Origin of the sequence: Cupriavidus sp. CuC1, from assembly GCF_044627735.1 — a bacterium.
Taxonomy (GTDB): Bacteria; Pseudomonadota; Gammaproteobacteria; order Burkholderiales; family Burkholderiaceae; genus Cupriavidus; species Cupriavidus ulmosensis.
This window is the reverse complement of record NZ_JBIUHC010000040.1, coordinates 36,188-58,909: the sequence shown is the minus strand read 5'-3', so window position 1 is coordinate 58,909 and position 22,722 is coordinate 36,188. Positions and strand designations below refer to the sequence as shown.

The window sequence follows — 22,722 nt, the reverse complement described above, 5'->3', positions numbered from 1 at the left end:
TCCCGAAGCCTCAGGTGCAGGCGCTGTTGGCCGCGTTCTTGGCCTGGACTTCCGGCGGGATCGGCACCGTCAGCGTCATCACCGAGCGGCCTTCCTCGAACATCATCAGCTCGCCGGGGGCGAAGGCGGTCCAGGTTTCGTTGTCGGTCAGCGGCGCGGTGGCGATCACCGCCACGCGGTCGTCGGGCGTGGTGACCTGGGCGAAGTCGATCGACAGGTCGGCATCGATCAGGTGGGCGGTGGAGAACGGCCACTGGCGCACGATGTAGTACAGGCGCGTGGAGCAGTGGGAGAACAATGCCTGGCCGTTGGAAAGCAGGTAGTTGAACACGCCGTGCTGCGTGATCTCGCGCGTGATGTCGGCGAGCGCGTGGCACAGCTCGTTGAGCGGCGGCTGCGAGCCGGGGAAGCGCTTGCGCAGCCCCTGCATCAGCGTGCAGAAGGCGAGTTCGCTATCGGTGTCGCCGACCGGCTGGTAAACCCCTGACAGGAAAGGCGAGAAGTCCTTCAGGTCGCCGTTGTGGGCGAAGATCCAGTGCCGCCCCCACAGCTCGCGCATGAAGGGGTGGCAGTTTTCCAGCCGCACCGTGCCCTGGGTCGCCTTGCGGATATGCGAGATGACGTTCTTGGACTTGATCGGGTAGCGCTTGACCAGCTCGGCCACCGGCGAGGTGCCGGCGGACTGGTTGTCGATGAACAGGCGGCAGGCCTTGTCCTCGAAGAACGCCACGCCAAAGCCGTCGGCATGGTGATCCGTGACGCCGCCGCGGGCGGCGAAGCCGGTAAAGGAGAACGTCACGTCGGTCGGCGTGGCGCAGTTCATGCCGAGCAGCTGGCACATGGCGGGCACCGGAGCGGCAGCAGGCTGCCGGATTGCAATAGAATGTTCCATTATCCGGCCTGCCCGGCTTATCTGCCAAGCGCAGCGCGCCTTGCAGTGCGTTTCCCCCCGATTTCAATACAATTCAGCGGGCCCTCGAGACATGAGCAAATACAAGATCGCAGTCATTCCTGGCGACGGCATCGGCACTGAAGTGATGCCTGAGGGCCTGCGCGTGATGGACGCCGCCGCGCGCCGGTTCGGCATCGACATGCAGTTCGACCACTTCGACTTCTCCAGCTGCGACTACTACGCCCGCCACGGCAAGATGCTGCCGGACGATTGGTTCGACACCTTGGTCAAGTACGACGCCATTTATTTCGGCGCGGTGGGCTGGCCGGACGCCGTGCCCGACCATGTCTCGCTATGGGGCTCGCTGCTGCAGTTCCGGCGCTCTTTTGACCAATATGTCAACCTGCGCCCGGTGCGGCTGATGCCCGGCATCCGCAGCCCGCTGGTGGACCGCGATGGCAATGCGCGCAAGCCGGGCGACATCGATTTCTATGTGGTGCGCGAGAACACCGAGGGCGAATACTCCAGCATCGGCGGGCGCATGTTCCCCGGCACCGACCGCGAGGTGGTGATCCAGGAAACGGTGATGACGCGCACGGGCGTGGACCGCATCCTCAAGTTCGCCTTCGAACTGGCGCAAAAGCGCCCGGCCAGGCATCTGACCTCGGCCACCAAGTCCAACGGCATCTCCATCACCATGCCCTACTGGGATGAGCGGGTGGAGGCCATGGCCACCAACTACCCCGGCGTGAAAGTCGACAAATACCACATCGACATCCTGACCGCGCACTTCGTCCAGCACCCGGACTGGTTCGACGTGGTGGTGGCCAGCAACCTGTTCGGCGACATCCTGTCCGACCTGGGCCCGGCCTGCACCGGCACCATCGGCATTGCGCCCTCGGGCAATATCAACCCGGACCGAACCTTCCCCAGCCTGTTCGAGCCGGTGCACGGCTCCGCGCCCGACATCGCCGGGCGCGGCGTGGCCAACCCGATCGGCCAGATCTGGTGCGGCGCCATGATGCTGGAGCACCTGGGCCAGCCGGAAGCCGGCGCGGCCGTGCTGGGCGCCATCGAGAAGGTGCTGTCGGCCGGGCCGGAGCATGCCCCGCTGACCCGCGACATCGGCGGCAAGGCCGGTACGGCGGACCTGGGCCAGGCCATCGCGGGCGCGCTATGAGCACGGGCGCCCAACCTGTCCCGGCCACGGCGGCCGACGCGCGCCGCCTGCTGCTGGAGAGCTTCCGTGCCGCGGTAGCGGCAGCCGATCCGCTGCGCATCGTGGCGGACCACCTGCCGCCGCTCCAGGCTGGCGGACGCACCCTGGTGGTCGGCGCCGGCAAGGCCGCAGCCTCGATGGCGCTGGCCGTGGAGCGGGCTTATGCCAGCCAGAACAGCGCGGTGCAGCTCGACGGCCTGGTGGTGACGCGCTACGCCCACGGCCTGCCGACCGAACACGTCCGCGTGATCGAGGCTGGCCACCCGGTGCCGGACGAGGCCGGCGAGCGCGCCGCGGCCGAGATCCTCGCGCGAGCGGGCGAGCTCGGGCCGGATGACAGGCTGATCGTGCTGGTGTCCGGCGGCGGCTCCAGCCTGCTGTCGCTGCCTGCGGAGGGCATCGCCACGGCGGACCTCAAGGCCACCACGCAGGAGTTGCTGCGCTGCGGCGCGCCCATCACGGACATGAATATCGTGCGCAAGCACCTGTCGCGCATCCAGGGCGGGCGCCTCGCCCAGGCCTGCCGCGCGCCGGTGACCACGCTGATCGTGTCGGACGTGGCCGGAGACGACCCCAGCGCCATCGCCTCCGGCCCCACCGTGCCCGACGCCAGCACCTACGCCGATGCGCTGGCGATCCTGCGCCGCTACGGTGCGGCGGTCCCGCCGGTGGTGCAGGCTTACCTCGAGCGCGGTGCACGCGGCGAAGTGGCGGAAACGCCCAAGCCGGGCGATCCGCTGTTCGCGCGGGTGGAGAATCGCGTCATTGCCACCGCCCACGGCAGCCTGGTGGCGGCAGCGGATCACTTCCGCGCGCGCGGCATCCAGCCGGTGGTGCTGGGCGACACGGTGACCGGCGAGGCGCAGGAAGTTGCCCGGGTCTACGCGGCACTGGTGCGCGAGATACGCGCGTACAATGCGCCATTCGCGGCGCCCGTGGTGCTGATTTCCGGCGGTGAATGCACCGTCACGCTGCCGCAGGGCGGTGGCGGGGCGGCTGGAAAGCCCCGTGGCGGGCGCTGCTCGGAGTTCCTGCTCTCGCTCGCCCTGGAACTGGATGGCGTTGATAATGTGTATGCCATCGCGGCGGACACCGACGGCATCGACGGCTCCGAGGACAACGCCGGCGCGTTGCTGGACCCGTCCACGCTCGCGCGTGCGCAGGCTGCCGGCGCACCGGCGCGCGCCCGGCTCGACGCGCATGACGCCTGGGGCTTCTTCGAGGCCGCCGGCGACCTCGTGGTGACGGGCCCCACGCGCACCAATGTGAATGACTACCGCGCCATCCTGATTCTGTAATCCAAAGCAAGCGCCAGCCGCGACTGCCGGCCGGCCCCCCGAAAGCCATGACCCAGACTCTCACCATCACCCGCCCGGACGACTGGCACCTGCACCTGCGCGACGGCACGGCTCTTGCCGCCGTCCTGCCGGATACCGCCCGCCAGTTCGCCCGCGCCATCATCATGCCCAACCTGAAGCCGCCCGTGACCACGGTGGCGCAGGCCGCGGCTTACCGCGACCGTATCCTGGCCGCGCTGCCGGCCGGCATGGCGTTCGAGCCGCTGATGACGCTGTACCTGACCGACAAGACCACCGCCGAGGAAATCATCGCGGCCAAGGCCAGCGGCTTCGTGCATGGGGTCAAGCTGTACCCGGCCGGCGCCACCACCAATAGCGATGCCGGCGTGACCGACCTGCGCCACTGCGCGGCAGCGCTGGAAGCCATGCAGCGCGTGGGCCTGCCGCTGCTGGTGCACGGCGAAGTGACCGATCCGGCGATCGATATCTTCGACCGCGAGGCCGTCTTCATCGACAAGGTCATGACGCCGCTGCGCCGCGACTTCCCCGGGCTCAAGGTGGTGTTCGAGCACATCACCACCAAGGACGCGGCCGAGTATGTGCGCGACGCCGACGGCCCCGTCGCCGCCACCATCACCGCGCATCACCTGCTGTACAACCGCAACGCCATCTTCACCGGCGGCATCCGCCCGCACTATTACTGCCTGCCGGTGCTCAAACGCGAGACCCACCGCGGAGCCCTGGTGGCTGCGGCCGTGTCCGGCAGCGAGCGCTTCTTCCTCGGCACCGACAGCGCGCCGCACGCGCGCGGGCTGAAGGAACATGCCTGCGGCTGCGCCGGCTGCTACACCGGGCTGCACGCCATGGAACTGTACGCCGAGGCGTTCGAAGGCGCCGGTGCCCTGGACAAGCTGGAGGCCTTTGCCAGCTTCAACGGCCCGGCCTTCTACAGCCTGCCGCGCAATAGCGGCACGCTCACCCTGGTCCGCGAGGAATGGGAACTGCCGGCCGAACTGCCGTATGGCGATACCACGCTGGTGCCGCTGCGCGGTGGCGAGACGCTGCACTGGAAGGCCCGCTAAGCCGCGCTGGCGAAGTGGACGCGGCAGTGGAAGCGGCAGTGAAAGCAAAAGGTCATGTCCGGCCGGTGCCGGCGTCACAGGATGCCGACGCCGTAGCCAGGCTGGCGCTGGTCGCCGCGGTGGCGCAGATCGACTGGGCACAGCCGTGGTTCCGGCCGTTCGCCACCATCGGCACGGCGCTGGATAGTGCGCTGAAGGTCGGCGCCGACCTGCGCGCCGTCCTCAGCACAATGGCCACGCAACGTGCGCTGCGCAATGCCCGCGGCGTGCCGCTGCGTTTCGTTGCGCAAGCCGAACTGCCCGCCGGCACGGCCTACGAGGCACATATCTACGCCACCGGCGCCGTGCCGACGCGCGACAACCTGCACGATTTCTTCAATGCGCTCATCTGGCTGCATTTTCCCCGTTCCAAGCGGGTGCTGAACCGGCTGCAGGCCCACACCATCGCGGCGGCAGGCGTGCACGGCCGCCGTGGCAGCCTGCGCGACGCCGCCACCTTGTTCGACGAGAACGCCATCCTGTTCCTGAGCGCCGACAGTGGCCTGGAGTCCGTGCTGCGCGGCTTCGGCTGGGAGCATCTGTTCGTGGCGCGGCGGGATGTCTGGGACGGTAGCGAGCACGCCGGCAGCCGTGACGGCACAGCCCGCTGCAGCGTGGTGCCCTTCGGCCACGCCCTGCTGGAAAAGCTGGTGCGGCCCTACAAAGCGCTGACCGCGCATGCGTGGCCGCTGGCCGTCCCGCCGGCCGCCGGCGCTGCGCTGCCTGGCTCGCTCGACGATTCCGTGTGCGCCTCGCTCGACGCGGCCGAGTTGCACAGCGGCCGCTTTGCGCCATTGCCGGTGCTGGGCATCCCCGGCTGGTGCGAAGCCAATCGCGATCCGGCCTACTACGCGGATGCCACGGTGTTTCGCCGCGGGCGCCGCGCGCAGGCTGCATGAGGGTGGCCGTTTCGTGGTCAAACGGTGTTAGACTGCGGGCCGCAAAGCAGGCCAGACAATCGCTGCTTGCACCCTCGCGGTGCAAGGGGAGGAAAGTCCGGACTCCACAGGGCAGGGTGTTGGCTAATAGCCATCCACGGCAACGTGCGGAATAGGGCCACAGAGACGAGTCTTGCCATCGGGTTCGCCTGATGGGAAGGGTGAAACGCGGTAACCTCCACCTGGAGCAATCCCAAATAGGCAGGCATTGAGGCGGCCCGCTGAGCCTGCGGGTAGGGAGCTTGAGCCGGTCGGTAACGACCGGCCTAGAGGAATGATTGTCACGTGCCGGCAACCGCAAGGAAGCCGGCGCGCACAGAATCCGGCTTATCGGCCTGCTTTGCTTCCGATTCTTTAGTGTGGCGCGCACCCATCCCCAATGGGAGCGCCACAGCCGGCCCCCCTGGGGCTGGCCAGGCGCCAGGCGCCTACACCTCTACAATTTCCACCGTGTGCGTGATTTCCGCCGTCTTGGCCAGCATGATCGAGGCCGAGCAATACTTGTCGTGCGACAGGTGGATGGCGCGCTCGACAGCCCCGGGGTTCAGGTTGCGGCCGCTCACCGTGAAGTGGAAGTTGATCTTGGTGAACACCTTCGGGTCTTCGCTGGCGCGCTCCGCTTGCAGCTTGACGCTGCAGCCGCGCACATCCTGCCGGCTCTTCTTCAGGATCAGCACCACGTCATAGGCGGTGCAGCCGCCGGTACCCAGCAGGACCATTTCCATCGGACGCGGGGCCAGGTTGTGGCCACCGCCCTCGGGCGCACCGTCCATCGCCACGATATGGCCACTGCCCGTCTCGGCCACGAAGCTCATGCCGTCGGCGCCCATCCAAGTTACTTTGCATTCCATTTTGTTCGATCCTGCGTTCTGGTGAGTGCGTATTCGATCATGAACACGCGATTTCGAAGCTTGCTTTTTGAGTATAGGCCACTTGCTGGTAAGCGCCGTAACTCGGCTATTTTCCCGAAAACTGAAGCTTTCTTCTAAGATGACAGTACTGTGACAGTGCTGTCATCTTCTAAGACATTGATTTTATTGGGTAAAAAATTTCCATGTGCGGCTTCATGATTTTTTACAATGCGGAATACGATTTCGCACTGCAAATTTCCTTGCGCTGGGAGGGCGCCCGTGTATAATTTGAATCATTGAACGACGGCGCACAAGGCGGCGCAGAGTGCGAAAGCGAATCGGATGGTTACAGCCACATTCGCCGGCCCGCACCGCGACCGAGCCCCGTCGATCTCCCGGTGTCTCCTCCACCCTCCTCCTTTGGTGGATTCAAACCCAAGCTCAATAGCTTGGGTTTTTTTTATTCTGCGCCTGTGCCGGCCAGATGCGCGGCCAGATGCGCTTCCTGCGGCGAAGTGCCTCATGGCCTGCTTTCTTGCCGGTCGCTGCCGTTCCGGATAGCGAGCAGCACACTGCGTGGCACCATCTTGGCGTTCTTCCCTAACTTTCCTTGTGCTCAGGCCTCAGTCCGCAGTATACTCGTGGGCTTTTCCGTCATGCCCGCGGGAAGGAATTCAGGGAGAGCCTGCACATACAAGCAGGAAGGTCAGATCCTAAGGGTCGGCCGACGACGTAAAGTCAATGTTTCGGGCAGGTTCTACAAGTCTCAGGAAAAATCATGAAGACCTTTTCCGCAAAGCCTGCAGAGGTTAAGCGCGACTGGTACGTGATTGACGCGACGGACAAAGTCCTCGGCCGTGTTGCCAGCGAAGTGGCACGCCGACTGCGCGGCAAGCACAAGCCGGAATTTACTCCGCACGTCGACACGGGTGATTACATCATCATCGTCAACGCAGGCAAACTGCGTGTCACGGGTACCAAAGAAACCGACAAGAAGTACTATCGTCACTCGGGTTACCCGGGCGGCATTTACGAAACGACGTTCGGTAAGATGCAGCAACGTTTCCCGGGCCGCGCCCTGGAAAAAGCTGTGAAGGGCATGTTGCCGAAGGGCCCGCTGGGCTATGCGATGATCAAGAAGCTGAAGGTTTACGCCGAAGCCGAGCATCCGCATGAAGCGCAGCAGCCGAAAGCGCTGGAAATCTAAGGGGGCCATCCATGATCGGAAATTGGAATTACGGTACTGGCCGCCGCAAGAGCGCAGTGGCTCGGGTCTTCATCAAGTCGGGCAAGGGCGATATCATCGTCAATGGCAAGCCCATCAATGAGTATTTCGCTCGCGAAACCTCGCTGATGATCGTGCGCCAGCCGCTCGAACTGACTGCCAACGCACAGACCTTCGACATCAAGGTCAACGTGACTGGCGGCGGTGAAACGGGTCAAGCCGGCGCAGTGCGCCACGGCATCACCCGTGCACTGATCGACTACGATGCCACCCTGAAGCCGTCGCTGTCCAAGGCCGGTTTCGTCACGCGCGATGCGCGTGAAGTGGAACGTAAGAAGGTCGGTTTCCACAAGGCGCGTCGTCGGAAGCAATTCTCGAAGCGTTGATGTGTGTTCGGCAGGTCCGGTTCACCGGATCTGGCCGCGCCAGAAAAAAACCGCACGGTTCGCCGTGCGGTTTTTTTTCGCCCCCGGCGCTCGTGAAGACATGTGCAATAGCGCGCAACGGCTGGCTTTAACCACGTTTTACAAATACTTTGCATCTCCCCGGCTACAATCCCTGCTCCTGCCGCCCGGAGAACCCGACCATGATGCATAGGATGCGATGGCCAGCCGACCCGCACCGCGCCAGCCTGTCGGTGCCGCCCGCCCGCCGCGCATGAAGTATCGCTTGTTGCGCCCGCGCCGGGGCTCGCTGTCCGGGAGCCTGGCGGTGCGTTCGCACCTGCCGTGGCCACTGCGCGTGCTGGGCGCCGCGTTGATGCTCGTCGTCGTGCTCGTCGTGGCGGTGGTCGCCGCGGGTTGGGCGTACGACGCTGGCCGGCGGCTCACCGGCGCGCCGCATATGACGGCGCAGGGCAAGGCGCTGCACGAGCAGGTTGCGGCGATGACGGCTCAGCGCGAGCGCTTGCAGGCGGTGGCCAACACCGCCGAGGCGCAGTTGCAGATGGCGCGCAGCGCCCAGGAGGCGCTGGCCGGGCAGTTGAAGACGGCAGAAGGCGAGGTCGCCCAACTCAAGGAAGACCTGGCTTTTTTGAGAGCCTGCTTCCGGCCAGCGGCAATACCTCCGGCATCCATGTGCGGAGTTTTCGCGTGGGTCTTGATGAAGCCGACCCACTGAAGATGCACTATCGATTGCTGATAATGCAGGGTGGATCCAAGGCTTTTTCATCCTTGCCTGAGTTCCGCGGTGAGTTACAGTTGGTCGTTTCACTGCTGCGGGATGGCAAGCCAGTCACATTGAGCCTGCCCGCAAACGGCGCCGGCCCGTTGCCTGGCCTGCGGGTCACGCACTACCAGCGGATTGAAAGCGCCTTTGCGCTGCCTGCGGGCGCCGCGGTGCGGGCGGTCACGGTACGAATTTTGCAAAACGGTCAGTTGCGCGCGACCCAGACGGCCATGCCGTAAGGCTGCGCTGGGCTAGCAACGAAAAAAGGGACCTATGTTGTTTTCCAAGAAAAAAAGCCTGTCGATCGATACCCTGATCGGCCAGCACAGTGTGATCCAGGGCGACCTGACGTTTTCGGGCGGCCTGCGCCTGGACGGCCGGGTACGCGGCAACGTGATAGCGGCTGCCGACCAGGCAAGCATGCTGGTCATCAGCGAAAAGGGCGTGGTCGAGGGCGAGGTCCGGGTCGGACACCTGATCCTCAATGGCACGGTCACCGGGCCGGTGCACGCGACCGAGCTGCTGGAGCTGCAACCGCACGCCCGCGTGCAGGGCGAGGTGCACTACGCCGCGCTGGAAATGCACCAGGGCGCATTGGTGGAAGGCCGCCTGGTGCCGCTCGGCAGTGCGGAGCCCAAGGCGCTGCCCAACCTGGTCCTGGCATCCGGTACGCAGGAATCCGCCTGATACGGCACCTCTGGCCTGGTTGCACCAACAGAACCCCTTGAATTCACGGGGTTTCGGCACGATCTTCCCAGAGCGCTTAAAATACAGGCGTATCTACATAGGAGAACCCCATGAACGCAGTCGCAGAGGCACCCGTTACCGAGGACATGCCGGCCCCGTTCGTCTTTACTGACAGCGCTGCCGACAAGGTCAAGCAGTTGATCGAGGAAGAGGGCAATGCCGAGCTGAAACTGCGCGTGTTCGTGCAGGGCGGCGGCTGTTCCGGCTTCCAGTATGGCTTCACCTTCGATGAAGAGGTGAACGAGGACGACACCACGCTGGACAAGAATGGCGTCACGTTGTTGATTGACTCGATGAGCTACCAGTATCTGGTGGGTGCCGAGATTGATTACAAGGAAGACATCAACGGCGCACAGTTCGTGATCAAGAACCCCAACGCAAGCACCACCTGCGGTTGCGGCTCTTCGTTCTCGGTGTAAGGCTCGCAAGAGCGCCACGGATTCCGGCGGCAATAAAAAAAGCGCACTTCGGTGCGCTTTTTTTATTTATTTCTCCCGGCGCCAGACCACCGGGAACCAGTCTTCGCGCATCCGCTCGCCGCTGGCCAGCCCGATCCCGGGGAAGGGCGGCGAGGTACGGCCCGGCCGCTCCAGGTAGCGCACGTCGTCGCCCAGGAAACGTGCCGAGAAGGCGCGGCGCCGTCCCGCGCCGGTATTGCCCGCGGCGCCATGCACCGTGCGGAAGTCGAACACCACGGCATCGCCCGGCTCCAGCGCCGGCATCAGGATGGCGTGGTTGCCGTCGTCCACGTCCGGCATCTCCATGAACTGGTCGCTGCCGGCGTAGAAATTCTCATTGCTGGCCCAGCGCTTGGGCCGTACCAGCTTGGGCCAGCGGTGCGAGCCCAGCACCACGCGCAAGGTATTGGCGGTGGTGACCGGGTCCAGCGGGATCCAGTAGCTCGCGGTCTGCAGGCCATCCACACAGTAGTAGGGCAGGTCCTGGTGCCACGGCGTAGGCTTTGCCGTGTCCGGTTCCTTGACCAGGATGTGCTCGTGGAACACCTGGACGGCCTCGGCCTGCATGATGTGGCCGGCGACGGCGGCGGCCGACGAGCGCCGGATGAAATCGGCGAACGGCTGGATGCGCTCCCAGTTGCAGTAATCCTCGAAAAAACGGCCGCGTTCGCCGTTGCCAACGTTCTCGATGGCAAAGGGGCCGGGCTGGGCGAGATTCTGCTCGAATCCTTCGCGCAGCGGCGTCACCCAATCGGCGAAGGCGCCACGCAATACCAGGGCGCCGTCGCGCTGGAAGGTCTCGATATCGGCTGTGGTGATGTGCATGAGGGTCCCGTGGATGGCTGGCCTGGGACGAGTATCGGGGTAGGGCGGCAATAGGAAAAGAATATATTTCCTATGCTGTAGTATAGGAAATCATGATTGGATTCTCCTTCCGCCAGCTCGAGTATTTTGTCGCGGCCGCCGAGCACGGCAGCATCAGCGCGGCTGCCCGCGCGCGCCACGTATCGCAGCCTTCGGTGTCGCAGGCCGTGGCGCAGCTCGAGGAAACGCTGGGCGAGGCCTTGTTTCGCCGCCAGGTCAGCCGCGGGCTGGAACTGACGCCGGCGGGCCAGCGCCTGCTGGGCCGCGCCCGCGACATCCTGGCACTGGCGGCCGGCCTGGCAAGCGAAGGTGCGGACCAGGCGCAGGCGCGTGGCCTTAGCGGGCAACTGTCGCTGACGTGCTTTCAGGATCTTGGCGCCTACTACGCGCCGCGGCTGCTGGCCGGTTTCCGGCGCCTGCATCCGCATGTTGCCGTGACGCTGTTCGAGGCCGACCTGGCCACGGTGCATCGCACGCTCACTGCCGGCAAGGCGGAACTGGCGCTGACCTACGATCTCGGCTTCGACCAGCGCATTGCGCGCTGGATACTTGCCCGGCTCGCGCCTTACGCGCTGCTGCCTGCCGGCCATGCGCTGGCCGCCCAGCAAAGCGTAAGCCTGAAAGACCTGGCGGGCGAACGGCTGATCCTGGAGGACATTGCGCAAACACGTGAGTACTTCCTCTCACTGTTCTGGGCGCACGGCTTGCGCCCGCAGTTGCACCAGTACACGCAGACCTTCGAGATGCAGCGCGGCCTGGTGGCGCACGGCTATGGCGTGGCGCTGTCATGCACGCGCCCGGCGGGCGACCACAGCTACGACGGCCAGCCCATCGTCTGCCTGCCGCTGCGCGAGGCCGTGACGCCGCAGCGCGTGGTGCTGGCGCGTTCGCCGGCCATGCGGCCTTCGCCCATTGCCGAGGCATTTATCCAGTGGGTTTGCGAGGCAGGCCACGCCGGGCCGGCATGAGGGTCGGGAGGTTTTGCTACCGAGGGTAGAGCGCGCCCAATACGCGCGGGCCGGCCGCGCCGGTGACGGTGGGCACATTGCCCGGCGCCCTGCGCAGCATCTGGCGCGCCAGCCAGGCAAAGGCGATGCCTTCCACCTGCGATACCGGAACGCCCAGGTCGTCCGAGCTTTGCACCGTGACGCCGGGCAGCGCATGCGCCAGCAGCGCCATCACCAGGCCGTTGCGGGCGCCGCCGCCGCACACGATCAGCCGCGCCGCGTCGGGCGCATGCAGGCGGATATCGCGGGCAATGGCCTCGGCGGTCAGCGCGGCCAGCGTGGCCTGCACGTCGGCGGCATCGAGTGCCTTGCCGAGCTGGGAAAGATGATTTTCCAGCCAGGCGGGATGGAACAGGTCGCGGCCAGTGCTCTTGGGCGGGGCCACGCTGAAATAGGGCTCGGCCAGCAGGCGTGCCAGCAGCGCCTGGTCGATCTTGCCGCTGGCGCCCCAGGCGCCGTCGGCGTCGTAGGCCAGGCCGTGATGCCGGTCGATCCAGTAGTCGAGCAGCACGTTGCCCGGGCCGCAGTCGAATCCGGTAACCGGCCGCGCCGCGCCACCTGCGCTGGCGGCGGGCAGCACGCTGATATTGGAGATCCCGCCGATATTGCACGCCACCCGCGTCTCGGCGGCGTCTGCGAACAGCGCCTGGTGCAGCGCCGGCACCAAGGGCGCGCCCTGGCCGCCGGCCGCCACGTCGCGGCTGCGGAAATCCGCCACCACGTCGATGCCCGTCAACTCTGCCAGCAGCGCGGGTTGCTGGCTCTGGCGGGTATAGCCGGTGCCATCGTACAAGCCGGGCCGATGGCGCACGGTCTGGCCGTGCGCGCCGATCGCCGCGATGGCGCCCGGCGCCTGGCCGGCATCGCGCAGCAGGGCAGCCACGCAAGCCGCATAGACGCGCGCCAGCCCATTGGCCGCCAGTGCCTCGTGGTGGATTTCATCATTGCCGGGCTGCTGCAGCGCTGCGAACGCGTCGCGCAGCTCGGCCGGGAAGGGCTGGAAGGCCGCCGCCAGCACCGCGGGCCGTGGCCCGGAGAAATCGACCAGCACGCCGTCCGCGCCGTCCATGCTGGTGCCGGACATGATGCCGATGAAGCAGTCTGAGGACGATGTTTGCATGCTGGCCGGGCGGGCTCGATCAATTGCTGGCCGAAGCCACGTTGTAGGTACGCAGCGCGTTGATGCGGCTGAGCATCTCGCTGGTATAGCTCAGGAACTGCTGGCGCGCCGGCCCCGACAGCGCGGGCGTGTCGAGCGCGGCGATGGCCAGCGGGTTCAGCGGCACATCGTTGACGCGGAACTCGTAGTGCAGGTGCGGGCCGGTGGCCCAGCCGGTCTGGCCGACGAAGCCAATGACCTCGCCTTGCGACACATGCTGCCCGCGCTTCATCGTGGCAAAGCCGGACAGGTGCGCGTAGTAAGTGGAGTAGCCGCTATGGTGCTTGAGGATGACGATGTTGCCGTAGCCGTTCTGCTGGCCGACAAACTCGACTTCACCGTCGCCGGTGGCCATCACCTTGGTGCCCGTCGGTGCGGCAAAGTCCACACCTTTGTGCTGCGCCCAGTGGTGGTGCAGCGGATGGTCACGCCCGCCGAAGCCCGACGACACGCGCGAAAACTCCACCGGCGAGCGCAGGAACGGCCGCTTCATGCTGCGCCCGTCGAAGGTGTAGTACGCGCCCTGCTTGCTGCCTTCCGGTGCATACCAGAGTGCCTGGTGCAACTGGTTGTGGTTGATCAGCTCGACCGCGACCACGCGGCCGTTGCGCACGAACGCGCCGTCGCGATAGCCCGCTTCGTAGACGATGCGGAAGCGGTCGCCGCTGGTGATGTCGTGGTGGAAGTCGATCACGCCGGAGAAGATCGAGAGCATCTGCTGGACGATCTCGTCGGGCACGTTGGCCGCGTCCATGGCCTTGAAGAAACCGCCGTTGGCGATGGCGCCGGACAGCATCTCGTAGTGCAGCTCGTTCTTCACCGACTGCACGCGGGCCTTGTAGACCGGATCGGCAGGGTCGCCCGCGCGTTCGATCACCAGCTCGCGGGAGGCGTTTGCATCACCACCGAGGTTGGCTTGCAGCGACACCAGCAGGTTGTTCTCGTCGACCTCGGCCTGCACCGTCTGGCCGGGATTGAGGTCGAACAGGCCGCGCGCGGTGGTGTTGCGGCGGATAAAGGCCTGCGCATCGGGGTCGTCCACGCCAAGCCGCTTGAGCAGGCTGCCAATGGTGTCGCCACGCTGCATGCGCTCTTCGCGCACAAAGGTAGCGTCGGTTTCGGTAAGCTGTTCGAGTTGTGTGCGTAAATCGGGCAGGCGTATCGCCTCCCGGACACGCGGAGCCTGGGGATCGTCGAAGGCGCTACGGGGGGCCACGCCCATGGCGGCGGCCATGCCCAGCGTGAACACCGTACCCACCGCCGCTGTCAACTGCTTGCGCCGACGGGCGTGCAGGGCATTGGTAGGATCGACTAGAACCACCAGCTCACGCGCGAAAACTTCGCGGAGTCTGGACCACATCACGTAAAATTCACTCTTTGTTTCGGGCTGCGCTGCCGCGACGATTTGCCTCGTCTGCCTTCCTCCCCCGAGGTGCGGCGCCTGCCATATTGGTTTGCCGCCTAGAATGGCGGTTGGCCCACGGGAGCATTCCCGTTTGCACAAGAAGCGCGGATTATACCAAAGCCGGCCGCAAGCCGTTTTTGTGTCCCCGTCTGAATTCTCATGTTTTTCAAAGACTTACGTCATGACTGAAGTTTCCTCCGGCGCTGCCACCTCCTACCCCCTCACGCCCACCGTGATGCACGCCCTGGAGGTGTCCAAGCGCGGTTGCGACGAACTGCTGGTCGAATCCGAATGGCTGGCCAAGCTCGCGCGCAGCGAGGCCACCGGCGTGCCGCTGCGCATCAAGTTGGGGCTGGACCCGACCGCGCCCGATATCCATATCGGCCACACGGTGGTGCTCAACAAGATGCGTCAGTTGCAAGACCTGGGCCACCAGGTCATCTTCCTGATCGGCGACTTCACCTCCACCATCGGCGATCCGTCCGGGCGCAACGCCACCCGTCCTCCGCTCACGCGCGAGCAGATCGAGGCCAACGCCCAGACCTACTACAGCCAGGCCAGCCTGGTGCTGGATCCGGCCAGGACCGAGATCCGCTACAACAGCGAGTGGTGCGATCCGCTGGGTGCGCGCGGCATGATCCAGCTGGCGGCCAAGTACACCGTGGCGCGGATGATGGAGCGCGATGACTTCACCAAACGGTTCCGCACTGGGATTCCGATTTCGGTGCATGAGTTCCTTTACCCGCTCATGCAGGGCTACGATTCGGTCGCGCTCAAGGCCGACCTGGAGCTGGGCGGCACCGACCAGAAGTTCAACCTGCTGGTGGGCCGCGAGCTGCAGAAGGAATACGGCCAGGAGCAGCAGTGCATCCTGACCATGCCGCTGCTGGTGGGCCTGGACGGCGTGGAGAAGATGTCCAAGTCCAAGGGCAACTACATCGGCGTGACCGAAGCCCCGAGCGAGATGTTCGGCAAGCTGATGAGTATCTCGGACGACCTGATGTGGAAGTACTTCGAGCTGCTGTCGTTCCGCCCCATGAGTGAGATCGATCTGATGAAGCAGGAGATCTCGCTGGGCCGCAATCCGCGCGACTGCAAGGTGATGCTCGGCCAGGAGATCGTCACGCGCTTCCACAGCGCTGCCGATGCCGAGCGCGCGCTCGAGGACTTCAACCACCGCGCGCGCGGCGGCGTGCCCGACGAAATCCCCGAGGTCAGCCTTTCCGGCGCGCCGCTGGGCATCGGCCAGTTGCTCAAGCAGGCCAACCTGGTGCCCTCCACGTCGGAAGCCAACCGCAATATCGAGCAGGGCGGCGTCAAGATCGACGGCACCATCGTCAGCGACAAGGGGCTGAAGGTCGAGGCTGGCAGCTACGTCGTGCAAGTGGGCAAGCGCCGCTTCGCACGCGTGACGCTGGCCTGAGGCCGGGCAGGGACGGTTCATGATCGCGTTGATCCAGCGGGTCGCACAGGCCCGCGTCACTGTCGACGGCCGCACTACCGGGGAGATCGGCGCCGGCCTGCTGGCACTGGTCTGCGCCGAGCGTGGCGACACCGAAGCGCAGGCCGAGCGGCTACTCGCCAAGCTGCTGGCTTACCGCGTGTTCTCCGATGAGGCCGGCAAGATGAACCTGCCCGTGCAGGACATCGATGGCCGCGGCACGCGCGGCGGCCTGCTGGTGGTGTCGCAGTTCACGCTGGCCGCCGATACCAACAGCGGCACGCGGCCCAGTTTCACCCCGGCCGCGGCGCCGGCCGATGGCGAGCGCCTGTACAACCATTTCGTGACGCGCGCGCGCGCCGCGCATGGCGAGGTGCAGACCGGCGAGTTCGGCGCCATGATGCAGGTCAGCCTGGTCAACGACGGTCCGGTCACCTTCTGGCTGCGTGTGCCGCCGGCCGCGCCGGCCACCAACTCGCAGCCAGCGCAGGCCAGCGGCTGATGCGGCGACGGCCTGACCGGACATGACCCAGACAGTTACCCTCTACATCGCCACCAGCCTCGACGGCATGATCGCTTCGCCGGACGGCAGCGTGGACTGGCAACTGGCGGCGCACCGCGCCTTCGACGACGGCCTGCTGCAGCTCAGCTACCGCCGCCGCACCTCACCGCCGGGACCGGCCTCGGCCTGATCCCGCATGCCGCGCAGCGCGCGGCGCAACCCAGCAAGGAGAGAAACATGAAACTCTGGAGCAAGGCATTTAGCGACAACGGGCCGATTCCCGTCGAGTTCGCTTTCGGTGCGATCGACCCCGCCACCCACGTGACGCTGTCGAGCAACCGCAATCCCGACCTGCACTGGGATGAGGCGCCGGCCGAGACGCGTTCCTTTGTGCTGACCTGCCACGATCCGGACGTGCCCAGCCGTGGCGACGACGTCAACCAGGAAGGGCGCGAAGTGCCCGCCTCGTTGCCGCGCGTGGACTTCTTTCACTGGGTGCTGGTGGATATTCCGATGGGGCTGCGCACTATCTCGGCGGGCACCCACAGTGATGGCGTGATCGCGCGCGGCAAGCCGGGCCCCGAGGCCACCGGCGGCACCGCCGCGGCGGGCGGGCTGCGCCACGGCCTGAACGACTACACCGGCTGGTTTGCCGGCGACCCGGACATGAAGGGCGACTACTACGGCTACGACGGCCCTTGCCCGCCGTGGAACGACAGCCTGGTGCACCGCTACGTGTTCACCGTCTACGCGCTCGACCTGGACCGCCTGCCGCTCGAGGGCACCTTCACGGGCGCCCAGGTGCGCGAAGCCATCCAGGGCCACGTACTGGCGCAGGCCGCCTTCACCGGCACCTATACCCTCAATCCGAAACTCGCCGGCCAGCCGGCGAAGTAAGCATGGGCCGCGCGGCGCGCAAGCGCTGCCCGCCAGGGACGCTACGACCGCGTAGCGTCGCCTAAATCGCCTAAAGCGCCTGAGTCGCGTAGAGGAAACGGCATGTCGCAATTGCCCGGGCCGCATTCGCTGGCCTTCACCCACCTGATCCTGATCCGTCACGGTGAGACCGCATGGAACCGCGAACGGCGCCTGCAAGGCCAGCTCGACATCCCGCTCAACGCCACCGGCGCGGCGCAGGCGGATGCCCTGGCCCAGGCGCTGGCGGTCGAGCCGATCGATGCGGTCTACGCCAGCGACCTGTCGCGCGCGATGCAGACGGCGGCGCCGCTGGCCGAGGCGCTTGGCCTTGCGGTGCAGCCCGATCCCCGCTTGCGCGAGCGCTGCTATGGCTCGCTCGAAGGCATGACCTACGCGGAAGTGGCTGAGCAGCTGCCCGAGGATTTCGCCAGGTGGCAAGCTCGGGTTCCCGACTACGCGCCCGATGGCGGTGAGTCCTTGCTGGCGTTTCACGAGCGCGCGGTGGAAGCCGCGCTGGCGCTCGGGCGCCGCCATCCCGGCGAGCGCATTGCCCTGGTGGCGCACGGCGGCGTGCTGGACTGCCTGTACCGCGAAGCCAACGACATGACGCTGGAGGCGCCGCGCCGGCACGAGCTGCTCAATGCCAGCATCAACCGGTTGCGCTGCGACAGCGTACGGCTCACGGTCATGCAGTGGGCGGATGTGGGCCACCTGGAAGCGCTCACCCTCGACGAAGTCGACCGCAGGGTGCCCTGAGCCGCGCTGGCCGCGCGCTACACCCGCAGGCGGAAGGGCGTGAAATCGGTATTGCGGTCGTAGAAGTCTTCGCGCTCGGCGCGCTTGAGGAAGTTCACCACCTTGTAGGTGACCGGCGTCATCACCACTTCCCATGTGGTCTTGAGGATGTACTGGGCAATGGCGACCTGGATCACCTTCTCCAGCGGCCAGATGCCGTAGAAGGCGATCACGTAGAACAGCGAGGAATCGACCAGCTCGCCGGCCAGCGTCGAGCCGATGGTGCGGGTCCACAGCCAGCGGCCATTGGTCCACAGCTTCATTTTGGCCAGCACGTAGCTGTTGGTGAAGCTGCCGCAGCAGAACGCGATCAGCGAGCCCATCGCGATGCGCCAGGTATTGCCGAAGACGTCTTCCAGGCTCTTCTGGTAATCGCTCATGAAGGGCGCCACCGGCATCTTCAGCACCACCAGGCTCATGAAGGTGGCGAACGCCAGCGCGGCGAATCCGGCCCAGACCACGCGGCGATCCCGCCCGTAGCCGTAGACCTCGGTCAGCACATCCCCAAAAATGTAGGAGATCGGGAAGAACAGCACGCCCGCGCCGAAGGTCACCGCGCCGATCACCGGCAGCGTGACCTGGGCCGCCTTGGCCGCGCCGATCAGGTTGGAGCACAGCAGGACCGTGACGAAAGCCACCATCACAAGATCGTAGTAACGATAGACGCGCCCGCTGTGGGCGGGCGTGGCGCTTGACATGGTCATCGGGGTGTTCCAGGGGCGATTTTGCGCGATTATGCCAGCCGCGCCACCACCTTGCCCCGCCACACTGTAGACGAGCGGGCACCCTGGCCGGGTCGCCCCGGGCCAGGGCTGCCTGCGTGGGGGCTGCGGCTAGATGTTCAGCTTGCTGATCTTGGAGCCGTCCAGCGACACGTCGAACATCAGCCCGACATTGGTCTGCAGGAAGGCGATCACCGGCTGCTGGCCGGTGATCGTATCGAGTTTGCCGTTGGCACCGACCTTGGCGAGCGCCACGCCGGCATCCGCGCCGACCGTCCAGCCGCTGCTGTTGACGAACTTGTTGTAGGCATCGGGCGTCATGAACATCAGCACCACCGACTTGGACTGGCCGCCGGCAGTCAGGCCGACCGAGGCAGAGGTCGTGCGGTAGTAGCCCATCGGGGCACCGTTTGAGCGCAGCACGCCCTCGCCGTATTCGCCGCCAACTACCAGCCCAGCAGACAGCACACGCGGGAAAATCAGGATGCCCTGGGCTCGCGACGCCAGCTCGCGCGAGCCGTCGGCTGTCGTGAACAGCCGGTTGAGCGCGCCGTCGGCACCGGCATCGATTTCTTTCTTCTTGGCCGCCGCGTCGGTTGGCGCATAGGTGCCGGTCGTGGTGCAGCCAGCCGCGAACGCGGTGGCCACTACCAGGCTCGAGCCCGCCAGCCGGGTGACAAAGTGGCGTCGATTCATGTGCTCTCTCCTGTCTGGGATCCGTTAGCCGGCCGTCGGGCATCTGCCGTCTGTCGTCGCCTTGCCTTGGCGGTCGGGGCTAAGTCATTGTGGACAAGGAGGTTGCCCGCAGCAATGCATGACAAAAGAATTGTCTGGGGGCCTCGAAACTATTTAATGCGGATTTCGATGCCGCTCAGGCAGGCGCCGGATCGCCGCTGTCCCCGGGGGCGGCCAGCCCGAAGTGCCGGTAGGCGGCAGCGGTGGCCATGCGGCCCCGTGGTGTGCGCTGCAGGTAGCCCTGCTGGATTAGGAAAGGCTCGAGCACGTCCTCGATGGTGTCGCGCTCCTCGCCGATGGCAGCGGCCAGGTTATCCACGCCCACCGGGCCGCCGCTGAACTTGAGCAGGATCGCTTCCAGCAGCTTGCGGTCCATCAGGTCGAAGCCGACCGCGTCCACGTCGAGCATGGCGAGTGCGGCGTCGGCAATCGCGCGGGTGATGTTGCCGTCTCCTTTGACCTCCGCAAAGTCGCGCACGCGGCGCAGCAGCCGGTTGGCGATCCGCGGCGTGCCGCGCGCGCGGCGTGCGATTTCCAGCGCGCCCATCGGGTCGATGCGGGCACCCAGCAACTGGGCGGAGCGCGTGACGATGCGCGAGAGCTCCTCGGCGGTGTAGAACTCCAGCCGCGCCACGATGCCGAAGCGATCGCGCAGCGGGTTGGTCAGCATGCCCGCGCGGGTGGTGGCGCCGACCAGCGTGAAGGGCTGCAGGTCCAGCTTGACCGAGCGCGCGGCCGGGCCTTCGCCGATCATGATGTCGATCTGGTAGTCCTCGAGCGCCGGGTACAGGATTTCCTCGACGACCGGGGAAAGCCGGTGTATTTCGTCGATGAACAGGACGTCGTTGGCTTCCAGGTTGGTCAGCAGCGCGGCCAGGTCGCCCGGGCGCTCCAGCACCGGGCCCGAGGTCTGGCGCAGGTTGACGCCCATCTCGCGGGCGATGATGTGCGCCAGCGTGGTCTTGCCCAGCCCAGGTGGCCCGAACAGCAGCACGTGATCGAGCGCTTCGCGGCGGTTGCGCGCGGCGTGCATGAAGATGTCGAGCTGGCCGCGCACTTTTTCCTGGCCGACATATTCGTCGAGCAGCTTGGGACGCAGCGCGCGCTCGAAGGCCTCTTCGTTGGGGGAGACGGCGGTGGGGGCGATCACGCGATCGGGGCCCCGCTCGGTGGCTAGCTTGTCGGTTTCGATCATGTTACGGATGCGGGCAAAGTGGTTGGATTGTAGCCCTTCCGGGCGTGGCGCCGGCCGCGCGGGCCCTGTGCCGCCAGCGCGGGCTCAGCGTCGGGAGCGTCCTTGGCCCGCCCTCGATCCGGTCGGGTCAACCCTTGGATAGCGACTTCAGCGCCATCTTGATGCCGTCCGACACGCCAGTGCCGGCCGGCACCGGCTTGATCGCCAGTGCCGCCTCCTTCTCCGAGTAGCCGAGTGCCAGCAGCGCGTTGAGGATGTCGACGGCGTTGTCGTGCACCGGGGTGCTGCCGGGCGCAGCCCCAAGCTCGGCGCCCAGCTTGCCCTTGAGCTCTAGCAGCAGGCGCTCGGCGGTCTTCTTGCCGATGCCCGGCACGCGCGTCAGGCGCCCGGCTTCCTGCAGCGTGATGGCCTGCGCCAGTTCGCTGACCGACATGCCGGAGAGCACCGCCAGCGCCATGCGCGCGCCGATGCCGGTGATCTTGATCAACTCGCGGAAGGTGTTGCGCTCGGTGGCGCTGCCGAAGCCGTACAGCAGGTGCGCATCCTCTCGCACGATCTGCTGGGTCAGCAGGGTGACGGGATGGCCGACGGCGGGCAGGTTGTAGAAGGTGCTCATCGGCACGTCGATCTCATAGCCGACGCCGTGGCAATCGACCAGCAGGTGCGGGGGATTCTTCTCGATGAGGGTGCCGGCGATGCGTCCGATCATGGTGTGGTGTCTGCAGCGAATTACGGCGCGTGCGCCGGGATGGGAAGGGAGTGCGGCGGCGGGCACCGCAGGGGAAGGCCCGCCATCGCGAAGGCCGCCAGTGTAGCCCAGCGTGCGGCGTACCGGCGCTGCCGGGCCACATTGGCCGATGGCTATCGGCTATCGGCCCAGCGTGTCCACCGCCTGGCGTCCCAGCGCGGGATCGTCGGTGAAGAAGCCGTCGATGCCGGCGGCGAGGAATGCTTGCACCTCGCGCACCATGCCGCCGGGGCTGCGCGTGGCATCATCGCCGCCGGTGCGCAGGTTGCGCGGCAGGAAGGTGTTCTCAGGGCGGAAGGTATAGGGATGGACCAGCAAGCCGGCCGCGTGCGCGTTGCGCACCAGCGCGGTCGGCGTGCCGAGGTTGCCGTTGGCGTCGCGGGGCACCACGTTGGACTTCTCCGGGCCGATGCCGTTGGCGTAGCTGGCGACTTCGCGCAGGCCGATCGGGGTCATCATGTTGGCGAAGGTGCGGGTGTCGCCGGCCAGGCGCCAGTCGGCAGGCCGGTTCTTCGCGCCACCCATCAATTGGATGAGCTTCACATTGGGCATGCCCGGGGCCAGGCGCTGGCGCATCTCGCGCAGGTTGCCGGTCTCGAAGGACTGCACGAATACGGGCGCGCTGCGCGTATACGCATGGGCTTGCAGCGTGGCCACCAGCTTCTCCTCCAGCGGCAGCCCGATGCCGCGGAAATAGCTCGGGTGCTTGGTTTCCGGATACAGGCCGATCACGCGCCCGCTGCGTTGCGATGCCTTGGCCACCAGCTCGATGATCTCGTCGAAGGTGGGGATCTCGAACTTGTCGTTGTACTGGGTATTGGCCTTGCGCACCTGCGGGATGCGCTCGCGCGCGCGCAACGTCTTGAGCTCTGCCAGCGTGAAGTCTTCGGTGAACCAGCCGTCCAGGCGCTCGCCGTCGATCACCTTGATGCGCTTGCGGCTGGCGAACTGGGGCAGCTCCGCCACATTGGTCGTGGTGCCGATCTCGTTCTCGTGCCGGGCTACCAGCACGCCGTCGCGCGTCATCACCAGGTCGGGCTCCACCACGTCGGCACCGTCGTCGATGGCGCGCTGGTAGGACGCCAGCGTGTGCTCAGGGCGCAGCGCGCTGGCGCCGCGATGCCCGATCACCAGCGCCTTGGGCGCGGCTGGCGCCGGGCTGGGGGCCGGGGCTGCCGGGGCGGTGGCCACGGGCGGCTGCGCGGCGCAGCCGGCGAGGACCGCGGCGGCCAGCGCGGACAGCAGCGCTGGCAGGCGAGCGGAGCGGGGCGAATTCAAGGCGCGGAACGCGCGAAGCGAGCGGAGCATGCGGCAT

At 66.3% G+C, this 22,722-nt stretch carries 26 protein-coding genes and 1 other RNA gene; 17 read left to right on the top strand and 10 right to left on the bottom strand.

The annotated features are described in order from the left end of the window. Nucleotides 1-10: 10 nt before the first annotated feature. Nucleotides 11-841, bottom strand: coding sequence for a class II glutamine amidotransferase (locus tag ACGLHR_RS18845; protein WP_043343649.1), 831 nt, complete (start codon nucleotides 839-841; stop codon nucleotides 11-13). A gap of 142 nt (nucleotides 842-983) precedes the next feature. Between ACGLHR_RS18845 and ACGLHR_RS18840 the strand changes: the two genes are divergently transcribed. The 5 genes from ACGLHR_RS18840 to rnpB all read left to right on the top strand — a co-directional run bounded on the left by ACGLHR_RS18840 (nucleotide 984) and on the right by rnpB (nucleotide 5,814). Further along, on the top strand, nucleotides 984-2,072 hold the full coding sequence (locus ACGLHR_RS18840) for a tartrate dehydrogenase (RefSeq protein WP_267605506.1): 1,089 nt from the start codon (nucleotides 984-986) through the stop codon (nucleotides 2,070-2,072). Then, entirely contained in the window at nucleotides 2,069-3,409 is a 1,341-nt protein-coding gene (locus ACGLHR_RS18835) for a glycerate kinase (protein ID WP_400095819.1), read from the top strand. The genes ACGLHR_RS18840 and ACGLHR_RS18835 overlap by 4 nt, the downstream gene beginning before the upstream one ends. Before the next feature lie 47 nt (nucleotides 3,410-3,456). After that, nucleotides 3,457-4,491, top strand: coding sequence for a dihydroorotase (gene pyrC / locus ACGLHR_RS18830; RefSeq protein ID WP_400095818.1), 1,035 nt, complete (start codon nucleotides 3,457-3,459; stop codon nucleotides 4,489-4,491). Nucleotides 4,492-4,529: 38 nt separating this feature from the next. Further along, nucleotides 4,530-5,429 (top strand): DUF3025 domain-containing protein, encoded by a 900-nt coding sequence (locus ACGLHR_RS18825; protein WP_400095817.1) that lies wholly within the window; start codon nucleotides 4,530-4,532, stop codon nucleotides 5,427-5,429. Nucleotides 5,430-5,472: 43 nt separating this feature from the next. Next, nucleotides 5,473-5,814: RNase P RNA component class A (gene rnpB / locus ACGLHR_RS18820), an RNA gene on the top strand. Nucleotides 5,815-5,896: 82 nt separating this feature from the next. Here the strand turns inward: rnpB and ACGLHR_RS18815 are convergent. Then, entirely contained in the window at nucleotides 5,897-6,319 is a 423-nt protein-coding gene (locus tag ACGLHR_RS18815) for an OsmC family protein (RefSeq protein WP_400095816.1), read from the bottom strand. Between the two features lie 778 nt (nucleotides 6,320-7,097). Here ACGLHR_RS18815 and rplM point away from each other — a divergent pair. The 6 genes from rplM to erpA all read left to right on the top strand — a co-directional run bounded on the left by rplM (nucleotide 7,098) and on the right by erpA (nucleotide 9,877). Then, complete coding sequence (gene rplM / locus ACGLHR_RS18810; RefSeq protein WP_006156415.1) at nucleotides 7,098-7,526, top strand: 50S ribosomal protein L13; 429 nt, start codon at nucleotides 7,098-7,100, stop codon at nucleotides 7,524-7,526. 11 nt (nucleotides 7,527-7,537) lie between these two features. Further along, nucleotides 7,538-7,930 carry a 30S ribosomal protein S9 gene (gene rpsI, locus ACGLHR_RS18805; protein WP_006156414.1) on the top strand — a complete coding sequence of 131 codons (393 nt, stop codon included), beginning with the start codon at nucleotides 7,538-7,540 and terminating at the stop codon, nucleotides 7,928-7,930. Nucleotides 7,931-8,147: 217 nt separating this feature from the next. Then, nucleotides 8,148-8,663: a hypothetical protein gene (locus tag ACGLHR_RS18800; RefSeq protein ID WP_400095815.1), complete on the top strand. Its 516-nt coding sequence runs from the start codon at nucleotides 8,148-8,150 to the stop codon at nucleotides 8,661-8,663. Then, the gene (locus ACGLHR_RS18795; protein ID WP_400095814.1) at nucleotides 8,636-8,950 is read left to right on the top strand and encodes a hypothetical protein; all 315 of its coding nucleotides are present in this window, start codon (nucleotides 8,636-8,638) and stop codon (nucleotides 8,948-8,950) included. Before ACGLHR_RS18800 ends, ACGLHR_RS18795 begins: the two co-directional genes overlap by 28 nt. Nucleotides 8,951-8,984: 34 nt before the next feature. Continuing rightward, on the top strand, nucleotides 8,985-9,398 hold the full coding sequence (locus tag ACGLHR_RS18790; RefSeq protein ID WP_400095813.1) for a polymer-forming cytoskeletal protein: 414 nt from the start codon (nucleotides 8,985-8,987) through the stop codon (nucleotides 9,396-9,398). A 110-nt stretch (nucleotides 9,399-9,508) separates the two neighbouring features. Further along, entirely contained in the window at nucleotides 9,509-9,877 is a 369-nt protein-coding gene (gene erpA, locus ACGLHR_RS18785; RefSeq protein ID WP_150987988.1) for an iron-sulfur cluster insertion protein ErpA, read from the top strand. Nucleotides 9,878-9,943: 66 nt separating this feature from the next. Here erpA and ACGLHR_RS18780 read toward each other — a convergent pair whose 3' ends face one another. Continuing rightward, nucleotides 9,944-10,741, bottom strand: a complete 798-nt coding sequence (locus tag ACGLHR_RS18780) for a phytanoyl-CoA dioxygenase family protein (protein WP_400095812.1) — start codon at nucleotides 10,739-10,741, stop codon at nucleotides 9,944-9,946. 92 nt (nucleotides 10,742-10,833) lie between these two features. Here ACGLHR_RS18780 and ACGLHR_RS18775 point away from each other — a divergent pair, with 92 nt between their 5' ends. Then, nucleotides 10,834-11,748: a LysR substrate-binding domain-containing protein gene (locus tag ACGLHR_RS18775; protein ID WP_400095811.1), complete on the top strand. Its 915-nt coding sequence runs from the start codon at nucleotides 10,834-10,836 to the stop codon at nucleotides 11,746-11,748. Nucleotides 11,749-11,764: 16 nt separating this feature from the next. On the opposite strand, the gene ACGLHR_RS18770 is transcribed toward ACGLHR_RS18775, so the two are convergent. Together ACGLHR_RS18770 and ACGLHR_RS18765 are read right to left on the bottom strand one after the other, a co-directional pair. Continuing rightward, on the bottom strand, nucleotides 11,765-12,907 hold the full coding sequence (locus ACGLHR_RS18770) for an anhydro-N-acetylmuramic acid kinase (protein WP_400095810.1): 1,143 nt from the start codon (nucleotides 12,905-12,907) through the stop codon (nucleotides 11,765-11,767). A gap of 19 nt (nucleotides 12,908-12,926) precedes the next feature. Next, nucleotides 12,927-14,306, bottom strand: a complete 1,380-nt coding sequence (locus ACGLHR_RS18765; RefSeq protein ID WP_400095809.1) for a M23 family metallopeptidase — start codon at nucleotides 14,304-14,306, stop codon at nucleotides 12,927-12,929. Nucleotides 14,307-14,532: 226 nt separating this feature from the next. Here ACGLHR_RS18765 and tyrS point away from each other — a divergent pair, with 226 nt between their 5' ends. The 5 genes from tyrS to ACGLHR_RS18740 all read left to right on the top strand — a co-directional run bounded on the left by tyrS (nucleotide 14,533) and on the right by ACGLHR_RS18740 (nucleotide 17,968). Continuing rightward, the gene (gene tyrS, locus ACGLHR_RS18760; protein ID WP_318236705.1) at nucleotides 14,533-15,774 is read left to right on the top strand and encodes a tyrosine--tRNA ligase; all 1,242 of its coding nucleotides are present in this window, start codon (nucleotides 14,533-14,535) and stop codon (nucleotides 15,772-15,774) included. 19 nt (nucleotides 15,775-15,793) lie between these two features. Beyond that, on the top strand, nucleotides 15,794-16,294 hold the full coding sequence (dtd, locus tag ACGLHR_RS18755) for a D-aminoacyl-tRNA deacylase (RefSeq protein WP_400095807.1): 501 nt from the start codon (nucleotides 15,794-15,796) through the stop codon (nucleotides 16,292-16,294). A gap of 22 nt (nucleotides 16,295-16,316) precedes the next feature. Continuing rightward, nucleotides 16,317-16,484 carry a hypothetical protein gene (locus ACGLHR_RS18750; protein ID WP_400095805.1) on the top strand — a complete coding sequence of 56 codons (168 nt, stop codon included), beginning with the start codon at nucleotides 16,317-16,319 and terminating at the stop codon, nucleotides 16,482-16,484. A 47-nt stretch (nucleotides 16,485-16,531) separates the two neighbouring features. Further along, the gene (locus tag ACGLHR_RS18745; RefSeq protein WP_267605519.1) at nucleotides 16,532-17,191 is read left to right on the top strand and encodes a YbhB/YbcL family Raf kinase inhibitor-like protein; all 660 of its coding nucleotides are present in this window, start codon (nucleotides 16,532-16,534) and stop codon (nucleotides 17,189-17,191) included. 102 nt (nucleotides 17,192-17,293) lie between these two features. Continuing rightward, nucleotides 17,294-17,968 carry a histidine phosphatase family protein gene (locus tag ACGLHR_RS18740; RefSeq protein ID WP_318236702.1) on the top strand — a complete coding sequence of 225 codons (675 nt, stop codon included), beginning with the start codon at nucleotides 17,294-17,296 and terminating at the stop codon, nucleotides 17,966-17,968. 17 nt (nucleotides 17,969-17,985) lie between these two features. Here ACGLHR_RS18740 and ACGLHR_RS18735 read toward each other — a convergent pair whose 3' ends face one another. The 5 genes from ACGLHR_RS18735 to ACGLHR_RS18715 form a co-directional block, all read right to left on the bottom strand. Beyond that, nucleotides 17,986-18,711, bottom strand: coding sequence for a queuosine precursor transporter (locus tag ACGLHR_RS18735; RefSeq protein WP_400095803.1), 726 nt, complete (start codon nucleotides 18,709-18,711; stop codon nucleotides 17,986-17,988). Nucleotides 18,712-18,840: 129 nt separating this feature from the next. Next, nucleotides 18,841-19,425, bottom strand: a complete 585-nt coding sequence (locus tag ACGLHR_RS18730) for a YSC84-related protein (protein WP_400095801.1) — start codon at nucleotides 19,423-19,425, stop codon at nucleotides 18,841-18,843. Between the two features lie 175 nt (nucleotides 19,426-19,600). Next, a complete protein-coding gene (gene ruvB, locus ACGLHR_RS18725; RefSeq protein ID WP_318236699.1) occupies nucleotides 19,601-20,659 on the bottom strand; it encodes a Holliday junction branch migration DNA helicase RuvB in 1,059 nt (352 codons plus the stop codon). A 127-nt stretch (nucleotides 20,660-20,786) separates the two neighbouring features. Continuing rightward, nucleotides 20,787-21,368 (bottom strand): Holliday junction branch migration protein RuvA, encoded by a 582-nt coding sequence (gene ruvA, locus ACGLHR_RS18720; protein WP_006156399.1) that lies wholly within the window; start codon nucleotides 21,366-21,368, stop codon nucleotides 20,787-20,789. A gap of 159 nt (nucleotides 21,369-21,527) precedes the next feature. Then, nucleotides 21,528-22,715 (bottom strand): glycerophosphodiester phosphodiesterase, encoded by a 1,188-nt coding sequence (locus tag ACGLHR_RS18715; RefSeq protein WP_400095799.1) that lies wholly within the window; start codon nucleotides 22,713-22,715, stop codon nucleotides 21,528-21,530. Between the last annotated feature and the right edge of the window lie 7 nt (nucleotides 22,716-22,722).

Coding starts and splice junctions, on each gene's coding strand:
- ACGLHR_RS18845 (WP_043343649.1), bottom strand. CDS start 841: ATGTGCCAGCTGCTCGGCATGAACTGCGCCACGCCGACCGACGTGACG.
- ACGLHR_RS18840 (WP_267605506.1), top strand. CDS start 984: ATGAGCAAATACAAGATCGCAGTCATTCCTGGCGACGGCATCGGCACT.
- ACGLHR_RS18835 (WP_400095819.1), top strand. CDS start 2,069: ATGAGCACGGGCGCCCAACCTGTCCCGGCCACGGCGGCCGACGCGCGC.
- pyrC (WP_400095818.1), top strand. CDS start 3,457: ATGACCCAGACTCTCACCATCACCCGCCCGGACGACTGGCACCTGCAC.
- ACGLHR_RS18815 (WP_400095816.1), bottom strand. CDS start 6,319: ATGGAATGCAAAGTAACTTGGATGGGCGCCGACGGCATGAGCTTCGTG.
- rplM (WP_006156415.1), top strand. CDS start 7,098: ATGAAGACCTTTTCCGCAAAGCCTGCAGAGGTTAAGCGCGACTGGTAC.
- rpsI (WP_006156414.1), top strand. CDS start 7,538: ATGATCGGAAATTGGAATTACGGTACTGGCCGCCGCAAGAGCGCAGTG.
- ACGLHR_RS18800 (WP_400095815.1), top strand. CDS start 8,148: ATGGCCAGCCGACCCGCACCGCGCCAGCCTGTCGGTGCCGCCCGCCCG.
- ACGLHR_RS18790 (WP_400095813.1), top strand. CDS start 8,985: ATGTTGTTTTCCAAGAAAAAAAGCCTGTCGATCGATACCCTGATCGGC.
- erpA (WP_150987988.1), top strand. CDS start 9,509: ATGAACGCAGTCGCAGAGGCACCCGTTACCGAGGACATGCCGGCCCCG.
- ACGLHR_RS18780 (WP_400095812.1), bottom strand. CDS start 10,741: ATGCACATCACCACAGCCGATATCGAGACCTTCCAGCGCGACGGCGCC.
- ACGLHR_RS18775 (WP_400095811.1), top strand. CDS start 10,834: ATGATTGGATTCTCCTTCCGCCAGCTCGAGTATTTTGTCGCGGCCGCC.
- ACGLHR_RS18770 (WP_400095810.1), bottom strand. CDS start 12,907: ATGCAAACATCGTCCTCAGACTGCTTCATCGGCATCATGTCCGGCACC.
- ACGLHR_RS18765 (WP_400095809.1), bottom strand. CDS start 14,306: ATGTGGTCCAGACTCCGCGAAGTTTTCGCGCGTGAGCTGGTGGTTCTA.
- tyrS (WP_318236705.1), top strand. CDS start 14,533: ATGACTGAAGTTTCCTCCGGCGCTGCCACCTCCTACCCCCTCACGCCC.
- dtd (WP_400095807.1), top strand. CDS start 15,794: ATGATCGCGTTGATCCAGCGGGTCGCACAGGCCCGCGTCACTGTCGAC.
- ACGLHR_RS18750 (WP_400095805.1), top strand. CDS start 16,317: ATGACCCAGACAGTTACCCTCTACATCGCCACCAGCCTCGACGGCATG.
- ACGLHR_RS18745 (WP_267605519.1), top strand. CDS start 16,532: ATGAAACTCTGGAGCAAGGCATTTAGCGACAACGGGCCGATTCCCGTC.
- ACGLHR_RS18740 (WP_318236702.1), top strand. CDS start 17,294: ATGTCGCAATTGCCCGGGCCGCATTCGCTGGCCTTCACCCACCTGATC.
- ACGLHR_RS18735 (WP_400095803.1), bottom strand. CDS start 18,711: ATGACCATGTCAAGCGCCACGCCCGCCCACAGCGGGCGCGTCTATCGT.
- ACGLHR_RS18730 (WP_400095801.1), bottom strand. CDS start 19,425: ATGAATCGACGCCACTTTGTCACCCGGCTGGCGGGCTCGAGCCTGGTA.
- ruvB (WP_318236699.1), bottom strand. CDS start 20,659: ATGATCGAAACCGACAAGCTAGCCACCGAGCGGGGCCCCGATCGCGTG.
- ruvA (WP_006156399.1), bottom strand. CDS start 21,368: ATGATCGGACGCATCGCCGGCACCCTCATCGAGAAGAATCCCCCGCAC.
- ACGLHR_RS18715 (WP_400095799.1), bottom strand. CDS start 22,715: ATGCTCCGCTCGCTTCGCGCGTTCCGCGCCTTGAATTCGCCCCGCTCC.